Genomic DNA, 17,500 nt, shown 5'->3' with positions numbered 1-17,500 from the left:
GCGCCATTGAGCCGCACCGCGCGCATCGGGCCGGGCTTGCCGGCCGAACCATCGACGTCCCCAACATAAATTTGCAATTGGCATTGAACATTTTTTGGTGCGGCGCGTTCATATCATTCTCTGACCGGTCAGATTGGTCAATCCTCCGAACACGGCAGCCTTACCGCCGTGCGTCGATGCCGTTTATTGCCACAACAACAAGGAAAACAATGCGAAGTCGAATGCATTCGCTTGCCGCTGCAATGCTGCTGTCCGCTTCCGGCGCAGCGCCCCTGGTCTACGCTCAGACCGCCGATACCGGCGGCTTATGCGCCACTGATCTGAAGGTGGACAAGGAAAAACTGGCAGCGCGCCTGCTTGCGACCTACCCGGTGAGTACCGCCTATTTATCGGTGGGCGAACATCCGGCGCCGTTATCGTCTTATCGTGAACTGGCCTCGTGGCTGCTCAAGAAACGTGCGGCAGAAAGATCAGCCGGCGGAACATGCAAGGGCGATAGCTGCAATGCGGACCACATCGCTGAGGATTTGCAAAATCTGCTCGACGGCAAAGATGCACAATTCAAGCCGACGAGCGGCGCGATCGCCGGCACGTTCTTCGACGCCGGCAACCAGAGCAGCCTGATCTGCGCACAAAGCGGCGCCACGCTCAGCTTGCCGCATGCAGCATCGGCAGCCGCCATGACCACGGCAACGGTTGCCGCCACGGGCGCCGCCGGCGTAGCCGGACCGACCGGACCGGCAGCAGTCACGACGGCAGCGCATGAACCGGGCTGGCTCGATCCGGTGCGCGTGCGCGGCAACCCCGATCAGTTATCCGTCGATCGCAGCAACCAGGCGGCGTATGCTTCCGTCGAGCGCGCGCACCTGACGTTGGCCAACGATGATGTGGCGCAATCGCGCACCAACGACATCGTGGTCTACACCGGTTATTCCTTCGACAAACGGCCCATGGACGGTAATGGCAGCACCTATGAGGCGGTGCCGTATGTCGGCTTCAAGCAAAACCGCGTCACCAATTACAACGGCGGCGCGATAACGGTGGACACCACCCGTACCGGTCAGATCGGCATGCTGTCGGCGTTCCACTTCGCACATCCGGGATCGGCCAATACGGAAGACCTGACGGCCCGGCCGGACTACCTGGTCAATAGTACCGACGGCAGCCGCCTGGTGACGCTCAACTTCACGTACACGATGGTGCGTCCGGGCATCCTCAACGATTTCATACGCTGGAACAACGGCCTGGCCTTCAAGCCTATCCTGGTCGGCCAGAGCCGCAACGGTATGTATGTCGATCGCGGCGACGCCACCGTCTATGACCAGCATCAGGATTTCATCCGTCTCGGCGCGCAAGCCGGCTTCACGCTGTCGTCGACCAACCCCAGACTGCCGTTTGACTTCACCACCACCTATACCGGCCTCAAGGCGCTGGAAGGGTCGCGCAGCATCCATTACTGGAAGAGCGCCCTGACCTATAACCTCAATCAGAACGTAGGGCTGAGTCTGGATTATTCAAACGGCCTGTTGCCGGACACAGGCGATGCTGAACGCAAATGGGGTCTTGGCATCGCAACCAAGTTCTGAACCGCGGCGGCAAGCGGCAAGCGGCAAGCGGCGAGCTCGCCGCTTGCGTGTTCACCAACGCAACGATTGCTTAGCGCTTGTCGCCCGGCAGCGGCGCAGTCGGCGCAACCAGACCTTGCTCGCGCAAGTCGCGCCAGAAATCCGCCGGGATGGATGCCGACAGCGCTTGCTGATCTTCCGTGAGGCGTTCAGGCTTACTGGCGCCGGGAATGACGGCAGCCACGGCAGGATTGGCCAACGCAAACTGCAACGCGGCAGCCTTGATGCTGACGCCATGCTGTTCCGCCACAGCCTTCATGCGGGCTACCTTGGCGATGATTTCCGCCGATGCCGGCTGGTATTCGAAGTTGGCGCCGCCGGCCAGGATGCCTGAGCTATACGGGCCGCCGACGACGATTTCCATGCCCAGTTTCACGGCAGCCGGCATCACGCGTTGCAAGGCGCGTTCGTGATCCAGCAGCGAGTAGCGGCCGGCCAGGAGGAAGCCGTCCGGCTTGGCTTCCTGCAGCTCCATGGTCAGCTCGATCGGCTCGACACGGTTCACGCCCAGGCCCCAGGCCTTGATGACACCTTCATCGCGCAAACGTGTGAGGACGCGGAAAGCGCCTGTGCGTGCTTCTTCGAAACGCGCCAGCCATTCGTCGCCATAGAAATCCTGCGCGATGTCGTGGACCCAGACGATGTCCAGGCGGTCGGTGCCCATGCGCTTGAGGCTGTCTTCGATGGAGCGCAGTGTGGCGTCGGCCGAATAGTCGTTGATGACCTTGTTCTTGCGGCCATGTTCGAAGACTGTTCCCTTTTCACCGAACTCTTGCGGCCCCGTCACGATTTCATCGAGGACGATGCGTCCGACTTTGGTGCTGATGACATAGTCGTCGCGTTTGTGTTCGGCCAGAGCCTGGCCGAGACGGATTTCCGCCAGACCGGCGCCGTAGAAAGGAGCGGTATCGTAGTAACGGATACCGTGTTCCCAGGCCGCGCGCACGGTCGCGGCAGCTTCCGCCTCGGGGATATCGCGAAACATGTTGCCCAGCGGCGCCGTGCCGAAACCGAGAACACTGCCTGCAAGTTTGTCCTTGATGCTCATGATCAACTCCTGAAATTTGTTAAGGTGAAGCGAGTTTAGGCTGGCCAATTGAGTCTGTCCAAGACATAATATGAACAAGTTAAGTCCTTGGAGGTCTGAGATGCTGGATATTCGGCAATTACATTATTTCGTTACGGTGGCGGAAGAAGAACACGTCGGCCGCGCTGCCGAGCGCCTGTATATCTCGCAGTCGCCGCTGAGCCGGCAGATCGCCCAGCTGGAAGACAAGCTGGGACTCACTCTGTTCGAACGCACCCAGCAGCGCATCAGGCTGACGGCAGACGGACGGATTTTCCTGGCGGAAGCACAGGCTTTTCTGGCGCACGCCCGGCGCCTCGAATCCATGGCGCGCCGGCTGGGCAGCGGCGATGAAGGCGGACTGTGCATCGGCTATCTGGAAAATGCCATGCACTCGGGCGTGCTGCACGGCGCGCTGCGCGAACTGCTGACCGAAAGACCGTCGATTCACATCGCGCTCTATAACTACTCGAATGCCGCCCAGATCGAAGGCTTGCGCCAGCGCAGCCTGGACGTCGGTCTCATTTGCGAACCGGTTGCCGCGGATGATCCGGAGCTGGTGTCTTATCAGGTATTGAGCGACCCGATGCTGCTGGCGCTGCCGGCGAACCATCCGCTGGCCGGGGCAAAGAAATTCACGCCGCAGGATCTGGCGGCGCAGAAGTGGATCGGCGTCATCCACAAGGAAAGCGTACGCCCTCACGACAATTTCATCGCCGCCTGCGCACAGGTAGGATTCGCCCCGAACGTAGCGGTGGAATCCAGCGAGCCGCTGGCCGCACTGGGTCTTGTGGCGGCGGGACTGGGCGTGACCATGGTGCAGAAAAGCCTGCTGCATCAGGTGCCCGACGGCGTGGTCTTGCACGAGGTTCCCTGGCTTAACTATCGCGCCTCGTTGTGGGTCGTGTGGCATAAGGTGGCGTTGCGTCCGCTGGTCACGCATTTCCGCGAACTGCTGCAGCGTTCGCGGATGATTGTCCCGGTCAGGAAAACCAGACCGGTTGCGCATGCAGCCTGATGCCGTTGTGCCACCATGCTGCTATGCCGGCACGGCGGACGAGACAAGACAAGGAATGAAAAAATGAAACTGACTCTGGTTGTCTTTGACGGTGTGCAAGCGCTCGACGTCGCCGGTCCGCTGGACGTGTTCGCTGAAGCGAATCTGCTGCTGCCGAAAAAAGATCACTATGAAATCACGCTGGTGGGCGAGCGACCGGACAGCGTCATGTGTTCCAGCGGCGTGGAGTTCAAGGTACACATCGACTATCCGAATTTTCATACGGAAAGCGACCTGCTGCTGGTTGCCGGCGGCCCGCGGGTGCCGGATTACCAGCCCGATCCGGCGTTCATGGCCTGGCTCAACGCGCGCGCGTGCAAGGCGACCAAGTTCGGCGCCGTCTGCAACGGCGTTTTTTTGCTGGGCCACGCCGGACTTCTGGCGGGCAGAGAAGTGACGACGCACTGGGATCATGCGGAGCGGCTTGCCACGCAATTTCCGGATCTGAACGTCAGACCGGACAAGATTTTTGTGCGCGACGGCAATCTGTTCACCTGCGGCGGCGTCACAGCCGGCATCGATCTGTGCCTGTCGCTCGTCGCCGAAGACTGGGGACACGATCTCGCCGTCAAAGTCGCCAAACGCCTCATCGTATATATCCGGCGAGACGGCGGCCAGTCGCAGTACAGCCCTTACCTTGCGGTCGGCCCGGACGAAGATTCGCTGGTTGCAAAAGTCCTGAAGTACGTCACCGACAACATCGGCGAAGCATTGACGATTGAAGATATCGCCGATGCCGTCGGCGTCAGCCGCCGCACCTTTTCACGCGCCTTCGCCAAGCATGCGCATGTCACGCCATCCGTTTTCGTGGAGCAGGTCCGCATCGATTTTGCGCGCAAGCTGCTTGAAGAAACGGATGTGCCGCTGAAGACCGTCGCCTTCCGCTGCGGCTTTCACAATGCGACGCAAATGCGGATGATTTTTTCACGCCGCCTGAAGACCACGCCAAAACTGTATCGGGAGCGTTTTCGCGCAGAGGATGTCCCTCACGCCGAGGTGGCCGCCCTGTCGCAGACCGTGCTTCCGTCAAAGAAAAAATCTCCCGCTACAGTACGGCCCGCCAAAACTGCCTCCTAGAGCGGGCAGACCAACCGCCCTCTCTTGCGCAAAGCCGGATCAGGCGATCAGCAGGCGGCCGCTGAACAAGCCATGCAGCGTGCGAAACGCCAGCACCGCAATCGACGCCGTAAGCAGAAACAGCAGGACCGCCGCAATCAACGCCAGACCCGCTCCACCGACTGCACCCGCGTAGATGAATGCGGCATTGGTCAGGGCCGCCATCGGAAAGCCGATCGCCCACCACGACGGTGAAAACGCCGGCGGTTTCACCATCAGGCGATAGAAGATGATCACGAACAGGAACAGCCCGAAGTAAAACAGCAGCGACGCAAACATGTCGACGCGTTGCACCAGATTTACATACGCGATAAAACCGACGCTGAACGGCGCCATCAATATCATCTTCGACGGCCGCATCCCATCCACCAGGGGATCATGGTGAATCAGCCGGGAAAAGATCAGGATGAAGAAGACGATGGCGCTGATGCTGCCTACGGCCGCAGCAAGCAGGTTCACCTGATACGCCCATCCCTCCATGAAGGCGCCGCCGCTGACCACGATATCCAGACTGCCGACGCCGGCGATCAGCCAGGCCGGCATGACGGTGGCGGGAGCGGCATTGCCGTTCAGCATCCGGGAAATCATGACGATGCTCAGCACCAGCGTCAAAACCGTGCCGATGATCCAGACGACCAGTTGAGCCGATGCGCTGTAGCTGCCGATGACGCTCGACAGCAGCAGGATGCTGATACTCACCGTGCCGAAGAAGCTGGCGATGACGGGATGCGCGAACTCCTGTTTCACCAGCTCGGGATGTCTGACGAGCTTGCTCAGGTAGGACAGGCCCAGGATGGCGAACATCGCCAGCGCGACGATGCCGATCGCCTGCGATACGGCAAGGTCGACGCCATATGCCTTGTTGGCAAGACGCCAGGCCAGTGAAAGTCCTGCGACACTCATGACCGAGCCGAAGAGGCTGACGGGCAGATAGCGGACAGAGGGCTGAGCGCGGCGGCGGGCAGGGATTGCGCGACTCGGATGAAACGATTCCATGACAACTCCATTGATTGAGTAAATGAGGGCCACTGGGCTGCTGGGCTGCTGAGCTGCTTGCACCGTCCATTTCGGATCGGCATTAAGACATTTAAGGCTTTTGAACGCGGCCTGTGGCTGGACGCTTACGATTCTGCCCGAGCGACTGCGGCCTGTGAGCGGTCTTCTCCCGCTTGTCCCAAAACACATATGGGTTGTCCCTAAACCGATCAGGCACTGTGCCGATTAAATACAAAGTGGGCACAAAGACGAGGCATAAGGAAGAGGCATAAGGAAGAGGCGCGAGGATTGCTCCCCGGACAAAGCAATTCGAAAATCCCGTGAGAGCGCATGTTGTCCATAACAAATGCCGGGTTCCCATGTATGCTTGGCAAAACGACCGGGGCATTGCGCCACAACCGGAACAGGGGGATTCCGATGCAGAGAACAAAGCCGTTCGTCGCAGCAAAAGCCATTGCCATCGCAATGCTCTTTGCCATCGGTGCGATCATCGGCAATCACGCCAACGCCGCCACCGGCTACTACCTCGTGTCGGTCTACAGCGCCGAAAACGAAGTATCGGTCGATTACAAATACTGGAACGCAAAAAGAAACGGTGCCGCCCCGCTGGGCTCGCCCGAAATCGGCATCGGCTACGGCATCAGTTCACGCTGGTACACCGAGATCTACGGCACCTACCTCCAAACCGCCGCGCAAGGCACGCAGTTCAGCAGTCTCAACTGGCAAAATGACTTCCTGCTCACGCAGGGACAGTACTGGTTCGACCTCGCCATCCACACCAACATCGAGCAATACACGCGCCGCGACGGCTATGGCCTGGAATGGGGGCCGGTGTTCCAGACCGAGATCTGGCGCACCCAGCTCAACGCCAACTTGTTCCTGCAACGCGACTATCGCACTGTCAGCAATAACAACGCCACACAGCTGGTCTATCAATGGCAGGTGCGGCAGCACTGGAAACCGCTGCTCAACTTCGGCCTGCAGGGATTCGGCGAGCTGGGCCGCTGGGATAACTGGAACAGCACCGCAACGCAATCGCATCGCGCGGGCCCGGCGCTGTTCGGCACCTGGTACCTGCCCAACGGACACAAGCTCCTGTACGAAACGGCCTATCTGCTCGGCAAGAACTCCGGCCGTTCAGCCAAAAGCTTCACCATGCGCGTGCAATATGCCTTCTGATTTTCATTGCCATCGGGCATGAAAAATAAAAATGCGTTACCGCAAAAGCACACCCGGCGTTAGTCGATTGACATCAATGTATGACGCGGATTACGCTGGATGAAAAGCCGCCAACCGGAGATGTCTGCATGACATTACGCAAATCCCAACCAGCCACGCTCCTGGAAGTCATGGAGCATCACATCCAGTTTACGGAAAATGGGATTGCCGTCTTCGACGCGGAAGACCGCTTCATTTTTCATAACCATGCGTTTGACTGCATCTTCGGTCTGGACGCCAGCGCCATGGACGGCTGGACTCACGACGACTGGCTGACCTGGATGTATGTGCATCGGGGCGGCGTCAACATCGAATGGGACTCTCTTGAATCCTGGCTGGCCTACGTGCATCGCGTGTCGCGCTCCAAACCGTTCCGCCGATTTGAGACCGATCTGATGGATGGACGATGGCTGCTTGTCAGTGAACAGACCTATCCTTCCGGACATCTGGTTTTGCATTTCGCCGACATCACGCTGCAGAAGAAGACCGAGATGGAATTGAAGGAAGCCATCGCCAAGATCGAGCACATCGCACAGACCGACGAGCTCACCAATCTGCCCAACCGGCGCCATATCCTGAGCCGGTTCCATGAAGAACTTCTGCGGGCGGCGCGCTACAAGCACGAGTTCTGTTTCGGCATCCTCGACATCGACCATTTCAAACTGGTGAACGACAAGTACGGCCATCCGGCCGGCGACGAGGTGCTGCGGCATTTTTCCAGGTTCTTGCGCGATCATCTTCGCGCGCAGGATATTGTCGGCCGGGTGGGCGGAGAAGAATTCGCCATCCTGTTTCCCGAAACCAAACTGGACGATGCGCTGCTGATCCTGAGCCGGGTCAACGAAACCTTGCGCAAAGAACGCCTTGTGCAGATCGCGCCGGATTTCACCTATAGTTTTTCCGGCGGCTTGGTGTCGACCGAACCGGACCTGATGCAGGACTGCACCTTGCTCATGGCGAAAGCCGACAAGGCGCTTTATCAGGCCAAGAACGGCGGGCGCAACCGGGTGCTGCGGTATCAGGATGATTCCCTGATCAGTATTCCGTGATCAGTGTTCCGCGCTGAGAGCCTTCTTCAATTTCAACGCCAGACGTCGCGCATCCTTCTCATCCACGACATTGGCAAATCCCAGCAGCAAACCTTTCTGCGGCTTTGCATTGATGTACCAGCGCGATAAGGGATGCAAGGCCAGACCGGCGGCGCGCGCCCGCTCGGCGAGCATGACGTCGTCTTCGTGATCGGCCAGCCGCGCCAGCATATGCAGACCGCCGGGCTGCAAATCGATCTTGATCCGGTCGCCCAGCACATTCAGGAAAGCACCTTGCGTCACGGCCCGGCGCTCTGCATACAGCAAGCGCATCTTTTTCAGATGCCGCGAGAAATGACCGTCGGCAATGAAGTCCGCGATGGCCGCCTGGAACAGGTAAGGACAGCCGGCGTTCAGGTTGTAGGAGGCGGTCTGGAATTGCGCGACCACGCTCAGCGGTGCAACCACATACGCCAGCCGTAATCCGGGAAACATGGCCTTGCTGAAGGTGCCGCTGTAAATGACGCGATCATTGCGGTCCAGGCTTTTCAGCGCCGGCAGCGGACGCCCCTGATAGCGGAATTCGCTGTCGTAGTCGTCTTCTATAATCCAGCTGCCGGCCTTGCCGGCCCAATCCAATAACGCCATCCGGCGCTCCAGCGAGAGCGTCACGCCCAGCGGACTCTGATGCGACGGCGTGACCATCGCAAATTTTGCCGACGGATTGAGACGCTTGCCTTCCTCGACCATCAGGCCGTTTTCATCGACCGGCACCGGTACGACCTTGACACCTGCATTTTGCAAGAACAGGTGCGCGAGAATATAGCCGGGATCTTCAAACCAGAATGCGTCGCCGGCGTTGGAGAGGCTGCTGAAGATCAGTTCCAGTGTGTTGCGCAGGCCGCTGGTAATGAAGACCTGTTCCGGCAAACAAGTCACGCCGCGCGACACGCCGAGATAGGTCGCAATCCTTTCGCGCAGACGGCTATAGCCTAGCGGATCGGGAAACCCCAGCCGCGCAGGTTCGGCGGCGCGCAAGCTCTGCCCCACCAGGCGGTTCCACACCTTGCGCGGGAAAGCATCGAGCGCAGGCAAACCCAGCAGCAACGGTTTCGGCGCGTTGCCGTCATGGTCAATGATCGCCGTAGGTGTTTTTGCTGCCGCAACGACATGCGGCTTGAGCTTGCCCGGCTGCGGCAGCAAGGGCGACACCACCGTCCCGGCGGCGCCCCGGGCTTGCAGATATCCCTCGTCGATCAGGATGCCGTAAGCCATTTCCACCGTGCCGGACGAGAGATTAAGCTCGGTCGCCAGCGCCCGGATCGCCGGCACGCGGTCGCCCGCATGCAGATGCCCTTTCTCGATTGCCGTCTTGAAGCGCAGGCAGATCTGCTGATACATCGGCAACTCCAGCGCGCGGTCGACTTGCAGATTCAGGGCCGCCTTGGCATTGCGAATGGCCGTCATGTCCCAGTCCTTTTGTCATTTCTTGTCACTTTTAACATGGACATGATATCCGCATACTACGTCTCAAGGAAACACCAATTCCTGCCCCGATTTCTGTTTCAATTCACCTTACCAAGGAGCTTCACATGCAACCTCGCCTCGACTTTCTCGCCGACAAAGACACCATCAAAGCCATGATGGGCATCGAAAACCAGATCAACAAGGGATCGCTGGATCAGTTGCTCAAGGAATTGGTCCGCCTGCGCGCGTCGCAGATCAACGGCTGCGCATTCTGCCTCGACATGCACGCCAACGACGCCCGCAAGGCCGGCGAATCGGAACGCCGCATCAACACCGTCTCCGCCTGGCGCGAAACACCGTTCTTCACCGACCGCGAGCGCGCGGCGCTGGAGTGGACAGAATCGCTGACTCTGGTGGCGCAAGACCGCGTGCCGGACGCCGTGTGGGAAGCGGTCCGCCCGCATTTCAACGATGCAGAACTGGTGGAACTGACCTTGCTGATCACGGCGATCAACAGCTGGAACCGTTTCTCCATCGCCTTCCGCAACATGCCGACCTGATTAGCGGCACATTTCGTTTTTTTGCCTTTCGTCATTCACGACGACAATCGCTGCTTCGTTGCCGAAACGCGCAACCAGGCAGCGCCACAGGAATCAGATACATGACACGCATTTTGTTACTGAACAGCGGTCCGCACAGCGAAGCAAGCCATGCTTATCGGCTGGCGCGGGAAACGCTCTCCGTCGCGGGGATCGACAACGCCCGGATCACCGAACGCGATCTGGTGAAGTTGCCCATTCCACCCATCGGACGCGACTACGCGATTGCCGTCACTTCCGACACGCCGCACGCGGCGGCGGAGTTTGCCTGGTCCGAACGGCTGATAGCCGAACTGGAATCGCACGACATGCTGTTCATCGTCACGCCCATGCATAACTTCACCGTGCCTGCCGCGCTCAAGCTGTGGATCGATCACGTGATTCGCATCAATCGCAGCTTCACGTCGGCGCCGCATGGCAAAGTCGGCCTGATGAAGGACCGGCCGACGTTTGTACTGGTAAGTTCGGGAGGATTCCATGCCGGCGAACGCGCAAAACAGGAAGATTTCCTGACGCCTTACCTGCGCTACGCACTGGCATCGATCGGTATCAGCAACGTGCACTTCTTTGCGCTGCAGGGACTGGTCTTCGGACCTGAAGCAGTAGCGCAAGCCGTCAACGAAACGCGTCGCTCCCTGTCGGAAAAGCTGCGCCAGACTATTGCCTGATCCACCGCCGGCAGGCGCCTTCAATCGGCAAACCCCATCCGGCGCTTTTGCCGGACATCGCTTTTACCTTCCTCATCCGGCCGCGCCGGTGAGTCACTGAACGGATCTGTCACTCATGGCATGGACACTACTCGGCGTCGCCGGCATCTTTGAAATCGCATTCGCCTTCGGCATGAAATGGTCCGAAGGTTTCACCAGACTGGTACCGGCGCTGTTTACGATCGTCACCGGACTATCGAGTCTTTTTCTTCTCTCTTTTTCCATCCGCACGCTCCCGGTGGGAACGGCCTATGCCGTCTGGACCGGCATCGGCGCGGCGGGCACCGCCATTCTGGGCATGGCGGTGCTCGGCGACTCCGCCGCGCCGCTGCGGATTCTATGTATCGTTCTGATCCTCGCAGGCGTCATCGGACTGAAGCTGGTGTCGTAAACACCGCTCAGGCCGCCTGATGAAAGGGATAGTCCGTATAGCCGACAGACGTCCCGCCCCAGAAGGCCGAGCGGTCGTAGTGATTGAGCGGCAGCTTGTACTGCAAGCGATACGGCAGATCCGGATTGGATGCGAAGAAGCGGCCGAAGGCTACCAGATCGGCATCGCCCTTTTGCAAGATCGCTTCTGCACCTTCACCGTTGAAGCCGCCTGCCGATATGATCGGTCCGGTAAATACCTTACGCAGAAATTCCGACGCCACCGGCTGCTGATGCTCGTCCAAAGTCTCGACGCCTTTGACGCGCGGCTCGATGATGTGCAGATAGGCCAGGCCGAATCTGTTGAGTTGCTGCGCGGCGTAGGTGAAAGTCGCTTCGGGATTCGAATCCGAAATCGATCCCCATTGTCCGCTTGGAGAAAGCCGCACGCCGACGCGATCCGCTCCCCATACCGACACCAGCGTCTCCACCAGTTCCAGCATGAAGCGCGCGCGTTTTTCGATGCTGCCGCCGTAGGCGTCGGTGCGCTTGTTGGTGCCGTCCTGCAAGAAGGTATCGGACAGATAGCCGTTGGCCGAATGCAGCTCGACGCCATCCAGCCCGGCGGCTTTGGCGCGCTCGGCGGCCTGGCGGTAGTGAGCCATCACCAGCTGAATCTCTTCGATGCCGATGGCCCGATGCGGTGAGGCCGGCACCCAGCCGTTGTGCGTCAGGACATCCGTTTCAAACGGCACTACCGACGGTGCAATCGGCAGCGGTCCGCCGGTCAGGTCGACATGCGACTGGCGGCCGTCATGTCCCAATTGCATGAACAGGACGCCGCCCTTGGCGTGGACGGCATCGGCAATCTTCTTCCAGCCGGGAATGTGCGCGTCTTCGTAAATTCCGGGCGCACCCAGATAGCCGCGGCTGTCGTAAGACACATGGGTCGACTCGGTGATGATCAGGCCGCCTTCCGAAGCGCGCTGGCGGTAGTACTCCAGCATCAGCTCGCTGGGGCTGTCGTCGGCATTGGCGCGCAAGCGCGTGGTCGGCGCATGCACCACGCGATGTTCAAGTTGATAAGGGCCGAGTTGGAACGGCGAAAAAAGTCTGGACATGAAAATGCTCCCGAATGGATACAGACAATTTGCTGCTGTATGCATAGTAGGGACGCATGGTGTCAGGATAAAGAGGCTGCAGTTCCTGACATTCAGGACAAATGCGTCGTCAATGAGGTGATGACTTTGTATCGCTTGCCATCGTCGGAGGCGATCTCGGCCCGTGTGATGCCCTTGCAATCAGCGGCGCACAATACATGCTTTTCCAACAACTTGAGACCGGCGTTTTCCGCAAAAGAAGCCGCCGTATTCACAACCTCGCCGCCAATCAAGGTTTCCCGACATACAAAGCCAAACGGCGTTGCTATGATCGCGCCAGTTACTCAAGAACGCGTTCTACAGTTCAGCATTTTTCTCTTCCGGCGGTATCGCCGCCGGAGGAGTCGATTGCTTTTGCGACTGACCTTGTCCGCAGAAGCCGATCTGCAGCATTTCACCTGTGTTGACGGTTTATTCACATCGCGATTGATGGATGCACAAAGAGGCGCACCAGCGCCCGGTCATGTGCAGCGGCAAACGCGTGAACAGCGGATAAGGGAGGACAAGAAGATGGCTGTAGCTGCTTTGACCATGGATGTTCCGGACCTGGGCGCGAAGGATTTTTTCCTCGCCCGGCAACCGATTCTGAACATCGAGCAAGAACTGATCGGCTATGAGCTGCTGTTTCGCAGCACCGCCGCCAACCGCGCCACCGTCACCGATGATGCAGCCGCCACTGCCGCCGTCATCGAACATGCCGCTGAACTGGGCCTGCATAATGTGATCGGTTCCCGCACTGCCTTCCTCAATGTCGATGCCGCGATCCTGCTGAGCGACGTGGTCTTTGTGCTGCCCAAGGACTATGTCATCCTGGAAATCCTGGAGACGGTGGAGCTGACGCCGCCGCTGATGCGCCGCATCGAGACCCTGGCCGAAGCAGGTTATGTCTTTGCCATCGACGATCTGGTGGAAGAGTCCGCCCGCACCGATCAGCTCATGCCGTTTGCCGGGATCGTCAAGGTCGACGTGCTGACGATGCCGGCCGCCGAGATCGCCTCACTGAGCAGCAGCCTCAAGCTGAAGGGCAAGAAGATCCTGGCCGAGAAGGTCGAGACCATCGAGCAATTCAAGCTGTGCCGCGAACACGGCTTCGACTACTACCAGGGCTATTACTTCGCCCGGCCGGATGTGCTGCAGGGGAAGAAACTGAGCGCCTCGTGCGTGATCATCATGCAGATCCTGGCGCTGATCATCAAGGGCGCCAACAACTACGAGATCGTGCGTTTCATCAAACAGGATGTTGCGTTGAGCCTCATGTTGCTGCGCCTGGTGAATACGCCGCTGTGCGGATTCCGCCGGCACATCGCTTCTCTGGGACAGGCCTTGCTGGTGCTCGGCGACCGCCAACTGAAGCGCTGGCTGCAGATTCTGCTGTACGCCAATCCCAACAACAACCGCAATGCCGCCACTTCTCCGCTGATGATCCTGGCCGCCACACGCGGCAAGATGTGCGAGCTGCTGTCGCAGAAGGTCCAGCCGCGCCGCCCCAACAAGTCCGATACGGCTTTCATGGTCGGCGTGCTGTCGCTGACCGATGCGCTGTTCAATCTGGAAATCGCCGACGTAATCGGCCAGATCGGTGTATCCATCGAGATAAGGGAAGCGCTGCTGTCGCGCGCCGGGTTCTACGGCGGCCTGCTGCAACTGGTGGAATCGGCGGAAAAACCGGAACTGCTCAGCGCTGTGCAACTGAGCGAGCTATTGAACAATCTTCAACTCTCTGCGGAAGAGTTTTACAGCGTGCAAAAAGAGGCGTTTGAATGGGGCGACAGCATTTCGGAGAACATGAGCGCCGATGCATCTTGACCGAATGACAAGATTAAAACAGGAAGAAAGCGTGGAGACTCTTTCTTCGCCGCCGCAACCGGCGGATCGCGCAAATTCTTTTGCGTGCAGCACGCGTAAAGACCGCTAAAAGACTTTCGTCTGCTGTTATGCTGGTGCCGCTCAGCAAGTATCAAACGAGTGTCACGTGTCGGCCCGACTGGTTGCAGCCTGCAGGCCGCTGACCGCAATAGAAAAATAAGAATCCATACGAAAGATATGAAGAGTCTGATTTGCACATCGGCAGATGACAATTGCCTCAAGAAGGAAGACCTGTACCGGGCGCTGGTAGACGCCTTTACGGATGGCATCGTCATGCAGCATGAAGACGGCGCCGTGTTCGACTGCAACAGCGTCGCCGAAGGCATTCTGGAATGCCCGAAGGAAGCCATGACCGACATGGCTGCATTGCTACGCCAACGCCAGGCCATGAAGAGCGACGGCACCGCTTTCGACGAAGCAGAATATCCGATGGTCATTGCCGGCGCCTCGCTGCAGCCGGTCAGCAATGTGATGATGGGCATGACGCGCCTGGACGGACGCTTCTGCTGGCTGGAGGTGAGCGCCAGTCCGATCATGGTCAACCGCGGCAAGGACTTCATCGGCGTGGTCACCTTCCTGCGCGAGATCACCGAACGCAAGGAAGCGGAAGAAGCGCTGGAAAAGCGCCATCACGAACTCGAAAAAGGCATTTTCAAACGCACCGCCCAACTGGAATTCACGCTGGGTCAGCTCAAGCTTGCCGTCAGTGCCTCCAACACCGGCTTGTGGAACTGGAATCTGCGCACCGATCAGTTTTATTTCTCGCCGGAGTGGAAGCGCCAGATCGGGTATGCCGACCACGAGATCGGCGACACCATGGACGAACTGGTGGCGCGCATCCATCCAGACGACCGCGAACGTGCGGTGACGGCGACCGAGTCCTATCTCGACGCCCCCAGGGAGTCGCTGGAAATTGAATACCGCATGCGTCATCGCGACGGCGGCTACCGCTGGATCCTGTCGCGCTCGATGGCGATGCTGGATGAAAGCGACAAGGCGATTTTCCTGCAAGGTTCGCATGTCGACATCACCGAAAGAAAACAGTCCGAGGAAAATCTGCTGGCCCTGACCCGCGAACTGCGCGACGTCTCGCGCGAACTGGCTCGGGTGGAAGAGGCCGAACGGCGCCGCTTTGCGCAGGAGCTGCACGACACCATCGGCTCGGCGCTGGCGGCGCTGAGCATCAACATGACCATCATGAGCGGCGAGATTGCGGGTGAAGGTTCCTCCGGCATGGAAGCACGCCTGAAGGATTCCATCGTCCTGCTCGACGACACCACCGACGCCGTGCGGCGCCTGATGGCGGAACTGCGGCCGCCGGTGCTGGATGATTATGGACTCGAAGCGGCCTTGCGCTGGCAGTGCGAACTGTTTGCCGGACGCTGCGGTTTTCAGTTCACGGTGGATGTCTACGGCATCGCCGATCGGCTGGAGCCGGAGCTGGAGATTTCGCTGTTCCGCATCGCGCAGGGCGCGATCACCAATATCGCCAAGCATGCGCATGCGACCAACGTCGAAGTGATGCTCAACATCCTGCAAAGTTCGGTCACGCTGACCATCATGGATGACGGCGCCGGCTTTGTGCCGAACGTGCATCGCGATCAGAAATCGAAACCGACCTGGGGCCTGGTGTCCATGCGCGAGCGTGCACAAGCGTTGGGCGGCAATCTGAAAATCATTTCCGAACCCGGCAAAGGCACCTGCGTCGAAGTCGTGGTGGAATTATGAACATACCGGCCGCCGCCCCCATCCGCATCTACATCGCCGACGACCACACCATCGTCAGGGACGGTCTGGCCGTGATGCTGCAAGTACATAGCGATATCAAGGTAGTCGGTTCCGGCAGCGACGGACGGCAGGCAGTGAAAGAGGTGGTGAGCCTGCGTCCCGACATCGTGATCATGGACATCGCCATGCCCAATCTGAACGGCATCGAAGCGAGCCTGCTGCTCAGAAACGAGGCGCCGGGCGTGAAGATCATCATGCTCTCGATGTATGCGACCAAGGAACATATTTTCCGCGCGCTGCAGGCCGGTGCGCGCGGCTATCTGCTGAAGAATTCCGCCGGCTCGGAGCTGGTCAACGCCATCCGTGTCGTGCAAGCCGGGCAGCGTTATCTGAGCCAGAAGATTTCCGATACGGTGGTGGATGATTACCTGCTAGACAACCGGTCCTCCGGGCCGCTTGATGCCCTCAGCGCGCGCGAACGGGAAGTCTTGCAGCTGGTGGCCGAAGGTCACTCCAGCGCGCAGGTGGCCGCGATGCTGTCGCTGTCGCCCAAATCCATCGAGACCTATCGCAGCCGGCTGATGCAAAAAATCGGCGTCAGCGACTTGCCCAGCCTGGTGAAATTCTCCATCCATCACGGATTGATTTCGCTGGAATAAAGCGCTTCGCAATCTCGACATCGACGGTGCTTCGCCGCCGCTGCAAGTGTAGTGAGATTTGCCCGCACTTGTCATACTTTCCCGACAGAAATGTCCGCGCTGAGTGGCTAGTATCAAGGCTACCCGCGCTCCCCCCTCGATCTTCCCGCGCGGCCCCGGCAGCGGCATGCCAACAGCAAAGCCTTGCACATTCCCCACGAGGAAATCTGCACGCATAACAAATGCCCTGCACACATCACCGATGTCCGCCTCGATGGGTAGAAACATGCGATTGACCTACGTATTTCCGCTGCTGCTTTTTTTGCTGGCAGGATGCGAACGAAGCCCGCTGGAAAAGCTGGTGTTCGAACATGCCCGGGAGCAGGCAAAAATCAACGCTGCCAATTTTGAGCGCAACAAAGAAGCGCGCGAGCGACAGCAACTGGCGCTGCGCAGGAAGTTCGATCCCGATGACGACGACGGCGCGAGTTCACCCTGACGCAGCCGCAGTCACGCCGTCATTGCATCGATTGCATCGATTGCAGCAGCGCCGCGATGACGGCGACCGTGCAACACGGTGCGGCGATCAGTGAAGATGAGAAATCTGCTTGTAGCGGTATTCGTCGTGGTCCTTCAGCTTCTGATCCTCGTAGTCGAGAAGTTTCAGATGTTTGTCGACGCTCAGGCAAGCCCAGACCAACAACACGTCGAGAAGAATAATGCCGATGTTCGTGAAACTGATTCCGTAAGTCATCGCAGCCCCCTGTTTCGATCACATTGAGTAAATCCCCGTGTTGCTGACTACAGCATACTCATCAGGTTGGAATTTCCAATCAGGGAATTCCTGATTTCCGGCATGC

17 protein-coding genes are annotated in these 17,500 nt (G+C 59.1%); 12 read left to right on the top strand and 5 right to left on the bottom strand.

The window, feature by feature from the left end:
* Positions 1–221 precede the first annotated feature (221 nt).
* On the top strand, positions 222–1,586 hold the full coding sequence (locus AC1RN6_RS06430; protein ID WP_493003958.1) for a hypothetical protein: 1,365 nt from the start codon (positions 222–224) through the stop codon (positions 1,584–1,586).
* Positions 1,587–1,656: 70 nt separating this feature from the next.
* On the opposite strand, the gene AC1RN6_RS06425 is transcribed toward AC1RN6_RS06430, so the two are convergent.
* The gene (locus tag AC1RN6_RS06425; RefSeq protein WP_493003956.1) at positions 1,657–2,673 is read right to left on the bottom strand and encodes an aldo/keto reductase; all 1,017 of its coding nucleotides are present in this window, start codon (positions 2,671–2,673) and stop codon (positions 1,657–1,659) included.
* 100 nt (positions 2,674–2,773) lie between these two features.
* Here AC1RN6_RS06425 and AC1RN6_RS06420 point away from each other — a divergent pair, with 100 nt between their 5' ends.
* The gene (locus AC1RN6_RS06420; protein ID WP_493003955.1) at positions 2,774–3,709 is read left to right on the top strand and encodes a LysR family transcriptional regulator; all 936 of its coding nucleotides are present in this window, start codon (positions 2,774–2,776) and stop codon (positions 3,707–3,709) included.
* A 63-nt stretch (positions 3,710–3,772) separates the two neighbouring features.
* Entirely contained in the window at positions 3,773–4,825 is a 1,053-nt protein-coding gene (locus AC1RN6_RS06415) for a GlxA family transcriptional regulator (protein WP_493003953.1), read from the top strand.
* 39 nt (positions 4,826–4,864) lie between these two features.
* On the opposite strand, the gene AC1RN6_RS06410 is transcribed toward AC1RN6_RS06415, so the two are convergent.
* Positions 4,865–5,860, bottom strand: a complete 996-nt coding sequence (locus tag AC1RN6_RS06410) for an SLAC1 anion channel family protein (protein ID WP_493003951.1) — start codon at positions 5,858–5,860, stop codon at positions 4,865–4,867.
* A 417-nt stretch (positions 5,861–6,277) separates the two neighbouring features.
* Here AC1RN6_RS06410 and AC1RN6_RS06405 point away from each other — a divergent pair, with 417 nt between their 5' ends.
* Complete coding sequence (locus AC1RN6_RS06405; protein ID WP_493003949.1) at positions 6,278–7,039, top strand: hypothetical protein; 762 nt, start codon at positions 6,278–6,280, stop codon at positions 7,037–7,039.
* Positions 7,040–7,167: 128 nt separating this feature from the next.
* Positions 7,168–8,127, top strand: coding sequence for a GGDEF domain-containing protein (locus AC1RN6_RS06400; RefSeq protein ID WP_493003947.1), 960 nt, complete (start codon positions 7,168–7,170; stop codon positions 8,125–8,127).
* Here the strand turns inward: AC1RN6_RS06400 and pdxR are convergent, their stop codons facing one another.
* Positions 8,128–9,573, bottom strand: a complete 1,446-nt coding sequence (gene pdxR, locus AC1RN6_RS06395) for a MocR-like pyridoxine biosynthesis transcription factor PdxR (RefSeq protein ID WP_493003945.1) — start codon at positions 9,571–9,573, stop codon at positions 8,128–8,130. It abuts the gene before it with no gap.
* 125 nt (positions 9,574–9,698) lie between these two features.
* Between pdxR and AC1RN6_RS06390 the strand changes: the two genes are divergently transcribed.
* From AC1RN6_RS06390 to AC1RN6_RS06380, 3 genes are all read left to right on the top strand, one after another.
* A complete protein-coding gene (locus tag AC1RN6_RS06390; RefSeq protein ID WP_493003944.1) occupies positions 9,699–10,133 on the top strand; it encodes a carboxymuconolactone decarboxylase family protein in 435 nt (144 codons plus the stop codon).
* Positions 10,134–10,234: 101 nt separating this feature from the next.
* Positions 10,235–10,840 carry an FMN-dependent NADH-azoreductase gene (locus AC1RN6_RS06385; protein WP_493003943.1) on the top strand — a complete coding sequence of 202 codons (606 nt, stop codon included), beginning with the start codon at positions 10,235–10,237 and terminating at the stop codon, positions 10,838–10,840.
* Positions 10,841–10,955: 115 nt separating this feature from the next.
* Complete coding sequence (locus tag AC1RN6_RS06380; RefSeq protein WP_493003941.1) at positions 10,956–11,270, top strand: DMT family transporter; 315 nt, start codon at positions 10,956–10,958, stop codon at positions 11,268–11,270.
* A 7-nt stretch (positions 11,271–11,277) separates the two neighbouring features.
* Here AC1RN6_RS06380 and AC1RN6_RS06375 read toward each other — a convergent pair whose 3' ends face one another.
* A complete protein-coding gene (locus tag AC1RN6_RS06375; protein WP_493003940.1) occupies positions 11,278–12,369 on the bottom strand; it encodes an alkene reductase in 1,092 nt (363 codons plus the stop codon).
* A gap of 549 nt (positions 12,370–12,918) precedes the next feature.
* Between AC1RN6_RS06375 and AC1RN6_RS06370 the strand changes: the two genes are divergently transcribed.
* The 4 genes from AC1RN6_RS06370 to AC1RN6_RS06355 all read left to right on the top strand — a co-directional run bounded on the left by AC1RN6_RS06370 (position 12,919) and on the right by AC1RN6_RS06355 (position 17,139).
* Positions 12,919–14,214 carry an EAL and HDOD domain-containing protein gene (locus AC1RN6_RS06370; RefSeq protein ID WP_493003938.1) on the top strand — a complete coding sequence of 432 codons (1,296 nt, stop codon included), beginning with the start codon at positions 12,919–12,921 and terminating at the stop codon, positions 14,212–14,214.
* Between the two features lie 237 nt (positions 14,215–14,451).
* Complete coding sequence (locus tag AC1RN6_RS06365) at positions 14,452–16,002, top strand: PAS domain-containing sensor histidine kinase (RefSeq protein ID WP_493003937.1); 1,551 nt, start codon at positions 14,452–14,454, stop codon at positions 16,000–16,002.
* The gene (locus tag AC1RN6_RS06360; protein ID WP_493003936.1) at positions 15,999–16,661 is read left to right on the top strand and encodes a response regulator; all 663 of its coding nucleotides are present in this window, start codon (positions 15,999–16,001) and stop codon (positions 16,659–16,661) included. The genes AC1RN6_RS06365 and AC1RN6_RS06360 overlap by 4 nt, the downstream gene beginning before the upstream one ends.
* A gap of 241 nt (positions 16,662–16,902) precedes the next feature.
* Positions 16,903–17,139 (top strand): hypothetical protein, encoded by a 237-nt coding sequence (locus AC1RN6_RS06355; RefSeq protein WP_493003934.1) that lies wholly within the window; start codon positions 16,903–16,905, stop codon positions 17,137–17,139.
* 87 nt (positions 17,140–17,226) lie between these two features.
* Here the strand turns inward: AC1RN6_RS06355 and AC1RN6_RS06350 are convergent, their stop codons facing one another.
* Entirely contained in the window at positions 17,227–17,394 is a 168-nt protein-coding gene (locus AC1RN6_RS06350; protein ID WP_493003932.1) for a hypothetical protein, read from the bottom strand.
* Between the last annotated feature and the right edge of the window lie 106 nt (positions 17,395–17,500).

Source organism: Herbaspirillum sp. GW822-FHT03A08, assembly GCF_058801885.1.
This window is presented reverse-complemented; position numbering and strand designations above follow the sequence as displayed.